Source organism: Streptomyces calidiresistens, from assembly GCF_014141525.1.
GTDB classification, from domain to species: Bacteria; Actinomycetota; Actinomycetes; order Streptomycetales; family Streptomycetaceae; genus Streptomyces; species Streptomyces calidiresistens.
The window spans coordinates 1-4,491 of record NZ_VKHS01000464.1; the positions used below are offsets into that span (position 1 = coordinate 1).

The window sequence follows — 4,491 nt, forward strand, 5'->3', positions numbered from 1 at the left end:
CCGCGCCGGGTCCGCGCGGCGCGCTGCCGTCCACCGCGACGACGGTGGCCACGGCGAAGGAGCCGCAGGGCATTTAGTGTGATCGGCCGGTGAACCTACCGGCCGGTTAAACAAGAGATCCGGCGTTGTCCCCGGCTCCACGCGTTCGCCCGGCCGTCGTGTCGGGGCCGCACCCCCACCGGCCGCCGCGGCGGCCGTCGCCGACCGCGAGGTGAACGGGGCCCTGGTCCTCGGCCCCGACGGCCCCGAACTGCTCGTCGCCTCCGCCGGCGGGCCCGCCGCCGCGCAACTCCTGGAGCAGGGCGTGCGCGGCTTCCTCGCCCGGGCCGACACCGGCGCCCCCACGGACGCGCTCACGGTCACCGATCTCGTGCCGGGACCGGCCGGGGACCCGCGCGGAGCCGCCTTCGCCGCCGGCCTGCTCCCCCTCACCCTCGCCGGCGTGGCGGCGGGCGCCCTGGTGGTGCTGTTCGGGCTGCGCGGCACCCGGGGCCTGCTCACCCTGATCGGGGCGTGCGCCCTGGTCGGGATGGTCGCCGCCCTGTTGCTGCACACCTGGCTGGGAGTGCTGGAGGGCGGCTGGTGGGCGGCCGCGGCCTCGCTCGCCCTGCTCGTCCTCGCCTGCGCGGCGCTGCCCGCCGGGCTCGGCGCCCTGCTCGGCCCCCCCGGCATCGGACTCGGCGCACTGACCGTGGTCGCCTTCGGCAACCCCTTCTCCGGCGCCGCCTCCTCACCCGACCTGCTGCCCACCCCAATGGGCGACCTCGGTCAGGCGCTGCCGCCGGGCGCCGGTGCCTCGCTGCTGCGCTCGGTGTCCTTCTTCGACGGCGCGGACGCCGCGCGCCCCCTGCTGGTCCTGCTGGGGTGGGCGGCGGTGGGACTGCTGCTCCTCGGTCTCGCGACCCGACGCCGTGGCGCGGCGTCGCCGGCCGACACCGGGCCCGCGCCGGCCCCGGCCTGACGGGGCCCGACCCGACGGGGAGCCGGACCGGCTACAGGAACTTCACGTAGCACCGGCTGTTCCCGGAACAGCGGTAGACCCCGAACTTGCGCTCCGCCGGCACGTACCCGGCCGACACGTAGAGCGCTATCGCCTCCGGCTGCTTGTCACCGGTCTCCAGGACCATCCGGGTGCGACCGACGGCGCGGGCCGAGTCCTCCAGCATCCCCAGCAGGTGCCGGGCCAGGCCCCGCCCCCGGGCGTGCCGCATGACGAACATGCGCTTGATCTCGGCGTCACCCGGCTCGTAGCACTCCTCCGGATCCTCCATGGCGCGCCACCCGGCGGTGGCGATCGGCGCGTCCGTCTCGTCGTAGACGAGGTGGAAGATCCCCCGCGGCGGGTCGAACATCTCCGGTGCGAGGGGGGTGACGTCGCCGCCGCTGCCGTACCGCTCGGCGTACTCGGCCTGGACGATGTCGTTGAGCTTGCGCGCGTCGGGGTGGTCGAAGCGCGCGGTGACGATCCGCATGGCGTCATCGTACGACCCGCCCCCGACACCCCGGCGAGCGGCGGGGCGGGCCCGGGGCCGTGCCCCGGCCCTCCCGGGGCGGCGCTGTACGGTGGTGCGGGCCCCCGCCACCGGGGGTCCGCACCCCGCCGCGCACCGCCCCGACCGGCGGGTACCGTCCGCCGCGACCAGCACCGGAGATCGTCGTGTTCACCGTCAGCACCGTCAACGTCAACGGCCTGCGCGCCGCCGACCGCAAGGGCTACCGCGACTGGCTGGCCGGCACCGACGCCGACGTGATCTGCCTGCAGGAGGTGCGCGCCGAGCCCGCACAGCTCGCCCCGGAGGTGCTGAACCCGGAGGGATGGCACGCCCACTGGGCCCCCGCCGCCGCCAAGGGGCGCGCGGGCGTCGCCGTGCTCTCCCGGCACGAGCCGGAGGCGGTGCGGATCGGCTTCGGCTCGACGGAGTTCGACAACTCCGGCCGCTGGCTGGAGACGGACCTGCCGGGCGTCACCGTGGTCTCCCTCTACCTGCCCTCCGGCGAGGTGGACACCGAGCGCCAGGAGGAGAAGGAGCGGTTCATGGCCGAACTCCTGCCGCACCTGGTGGACCTGCGCAAGCGGGCGGCGGACGAGGGCCGCGAGGTGCTGGTCTGCGGGGACTGGAACATCGCCCACCGCGAGGCCGACCTGCGCAACTGGCGGGCCAACCGGAAGAAGGCCGGCTTCCTGCCGGAGGAACGCGCCTGGCTGGACCGGGTCCTCGGCGACGAGGGCGGTTACGTCGACGTGGTGCGCGCCCTGCACCCGGAGGTGGAGGGCCCCTACAGCTGGTGGTCCTACCGGGGCCGCGCCTTCGACAACGACGCGGGATGGCGCATCGACTACCAGGTGGCGACCGCCGGCCTGGCGGAGCGGGCCGTGGAGGCGCGGGTGGAACGGGCGGCCGACCACGCCTCCCGGTGGTCCGACCACGCCCCGGTGACGGTGCGCTACGCGGCGGCCTGAGGCCGGGCGCCCCCGCTCACGCGTGGAGGGGCGGGGGCACGGGAATTCCCGTGCCCCCGCCCCTCCACGGTGCCCGCCGTTCCCGTCGTCGAACGGTGCCGGGGTTCACCTCAGGAAGGCGTCACCGTGCTCGGTGATGTGGTCCTCCAGCGCCTTGAGGATGGTGCCGACCTCCTGCTCCGAGCCGGTGCCGTGCTCCTTGCGGTAGTACGCGGCGCCCAGGGAGCGCAGCAACTCGTTCCCGGCGCGCTGGGCCTGGACGTCGCTCAGCTTGTCGCGCCCCTGCTCGATGCCCTGCTCCAGCTTCTCCCTGCCGGAGCGGTACCCCTTCTGGGCCTGCTCCTTGGCGCGGTCGAGAAAGCCCGCCATGTCGTCTCCTCCTTCTTCCGCCGCCCCTGCGGCGGGTGCCGATCCACCGGCCCGTCGCGGGCGTCACGCCTCCGGGCCCGGCGGTTCCGGGGCCGGACCGGTCCGGCGTGACGGTCGGTCACCCGCCATCCCGCCGGGTGACACGCCGTCACGACGCCCACCGTGCGCGGCGTTCACCGCACACCTGCCCCGGAAGGCTCACGTTACGCGCCCGGTCGGCGGCGCGCCGGATTCACCCGCCGGTGGGAGGCGCCACGGGCACGCCACCCGGGGCACGGAGCCCGGCTCCCGCCGGGAGCGTGCCCTCGGCGCCCGGCAGTTCGTAGGCGCGGGCCAGGAGCGCGTACCCGCGCAGGCGCGCCCCGGCGCCGTGCACCATGGTGGTGATCATCAGCTCGTCCGCGCCGGTGGAGGCGACCAGCGCGTTCAGGCCCTCCCGCACCGCGTCCGGGGTGCCGTGCACCACCTCGGCGAGCCGGCTCTCCACCACCTCCCGCTCCAGTGCGGTGTACGGGTGGTCCTCCGCCTCGTTGGGCGTCGGCACCGGACCGGGCCGTCCGCCGCGCAGCCGCAGCATCGCCAACGCGCCCGTCATCACCTGCCGACGGACCTCCGTCTCGTCCTCGCCCGCCAGGGCGGAGACCGCGATCATCGAGTACGGGGCGTCCAGGACGGCGGAGGGCCGGAAGGAGGCCCGGTACAGCTCCAGGGCGGGGCCGGTGTGCCGGGCGGCGAAGTGGTGGGCGAAGGCGAACGGCAGACCCAACCGGCCGGCGAGTTCCGCGCTGTAGCCGGAGGAGCCCAGCAGCCACACCGGCGGGCGGTTCACCGCCCCCGTCACCGGGCCGGGCACGGCGTGCACCCGGGCGTCGGGACGCGCGCCCGGCACCGGCGGCGGGTCACCGTCGAGGAAGGCGACCAGTTCGGCGACCTGCCGGGGGAAGTCCTCGGCGCCCTCGCGCAGTCGATCGGTGCCGCGCAGCGCGGCGGCGGTCAGCCCGTCGGTGCCCGGCGCGCGGCCCAGGCCCAGGTCGATCCGGCCCGGTGCCAGCGCCTCGAGCGTGCCGAACTGCTCGGCGATCAGCAGCGGCGCGTGATTGGGCAGCATCACCCCGCCCGAGCCCAGCCGGATCCGGGAGGTGTGGGCGGCCAGGTGGGCCAGCAGCACGGCGGGCGAGGAGGAGGCGACACCCGGCAGTCCGTGGTGTTCGGCCACCCACAGGCGGTGGTAGCCGCTCGCCTCGGCGACCCGGGCGGCCTCGACGGTGTCCAACAGGGCCCGCTCGGGGGAGACCCCCTCCCCCACGGTCGCCAGTTCCAACAACGAGAGCGGGACGGGGGCGTTGCCGAGGGCCCCGCCGCGCACGGCGCCGGGCGCCACCCGCGGGGTGCCCGGCTCGCGCTCCTCCGCGGCGCCCGGGCCGGGCGGGACGGAACCGGTGTGCGACATCCGGGCGGGGCTGGGCTGTTCGGCCACGGTGAGGGGGTCCTTTCCCCGGCGGCCGGGCGGACTCCCCGGTCGCCGCGTCGATCACGGATGGCGCCCCGGCGCCCCCGGCCCGAGCCGGGAGCCCGGGCGCGGCACCTCCCGTGGGCGGACCCCGGCGGCCGGAAGGGGGAAAGGGCCGCGGGGCCGTCGGACGGGGCTGTCTTGTATACAC

General features: G+C 76.2%; 6 protein-coding genes. 2 read left to right on the forward strand and 4 right to left on the reverse strand.

Features of this window, described 5'->3' with window-relative positions; translation table 11 throughout:
• A partial coding sequence (locus FOE67_RS30655; RefSeq protein ID WP_182665418.1) for an XdhC family protein occupies positions 1-73 on the reverse strand: 73 nt, incomplete at its 3' end.
• A gap of 138 nt (positions 74-211) precedes the next feature.
• On the opposite strand from FOE67_RS30655, the gene FOE67_RS17645 reads away from it, so the two are divergent.
• Positions 212-961 (forward strand): ABC transporter permease, encoded by a 750-nt coding sequence (locus tag FOE67_RS17645; RefSeq protein ID WP_182665411.1) that lies wholly within the window; start codon positions 212-214, stop codon positions 959-961.
• 31 nt (positions 962-992) lie between these two features.
• Here the strand turns inward: FOE67_RS17645 and FOE67_RS17650 are convergent, their stop codons facing one another.
• Positions 993-1,472, reverse strand: coding sequence for a GNAT family N-acetyltransferase (locus tag FOE67_RS17650; RefSeq protein ID WP_182665413.1), 480 nt, complete (start codon positions 1,470-1,472; stop codon positions 993-995).
• A gap of 185 nt (positions 1,473-1,657) precedes the next feature.
• On the opposite strand from FOE67_RS17650, the gene FOE67_RS17655 reads away from it, so the two are divergent.
• Positions 1,658-2,461, forward strand: coding sequence for an exodeoxyribonuclease III (locus FOE67_RS17655; RefSeq protein ID WP_182665415.1), 804 nt, complete (start codon positions 1,658-1,660; stop codon positions 2,459-2,461).
• Between the two features lie 105 nt (positions 2,462-2,566).
• On the opposite strand, the gene FOE67_RS17660 is transcribed toward FOE67_RS17655, so the two are convergent.
• Positions 2,567-2,830 carry a hypothetical protein gene (locus FOE67_RS17660; RefSeq protein ID WP_182665416.1) on the reverse strand — a complete coding sequence of 88 codons (264 nt, stop codon included), beginning with the start codon at positions 2,828-2,830 and terminating at the stop codon, positions 2,567-2,569.
• A 232-nt stretch (positions 2,831-3,062) separates the two neighbouring features.
• A complete protein-coding gene (locus FOE67_RS17665; RefSeq protein WP_182665420.1) occupies positions 3,063-4,280 on the reverse strand; it encodes an LLM class flavin-dependent oxidoreductase in 1,218 nt (405 codons plus the stop codon).
• Positions 4,281-4,491 lie beyond the last annotated feature (211 nt).

Coding starts and splice junctions, on each gene's coding strand:
- FOE67_RS17650 (WP_182665413.1), bottom strand. CDS start 1,472: ATGCGGATCGTCACCGCGCGCTTCGACCACCCCGACGCGCGCAAGCTC.
- FOE67_RS17660 (WP_182665416.1), bottom strand. CDS start 2,830: ATGGCGGGCTTTCTCGACCGCGCCAAGGAGCAGGCCCAGAAGGGGTAC.
- FOE67_RS17665 (WP_182665420.1), bottom strand. CDS start 4,280: ATGTCGCACACCGGTTCCGTCCCGCCCGGCCCGGGCGCCGCGGAGGAG.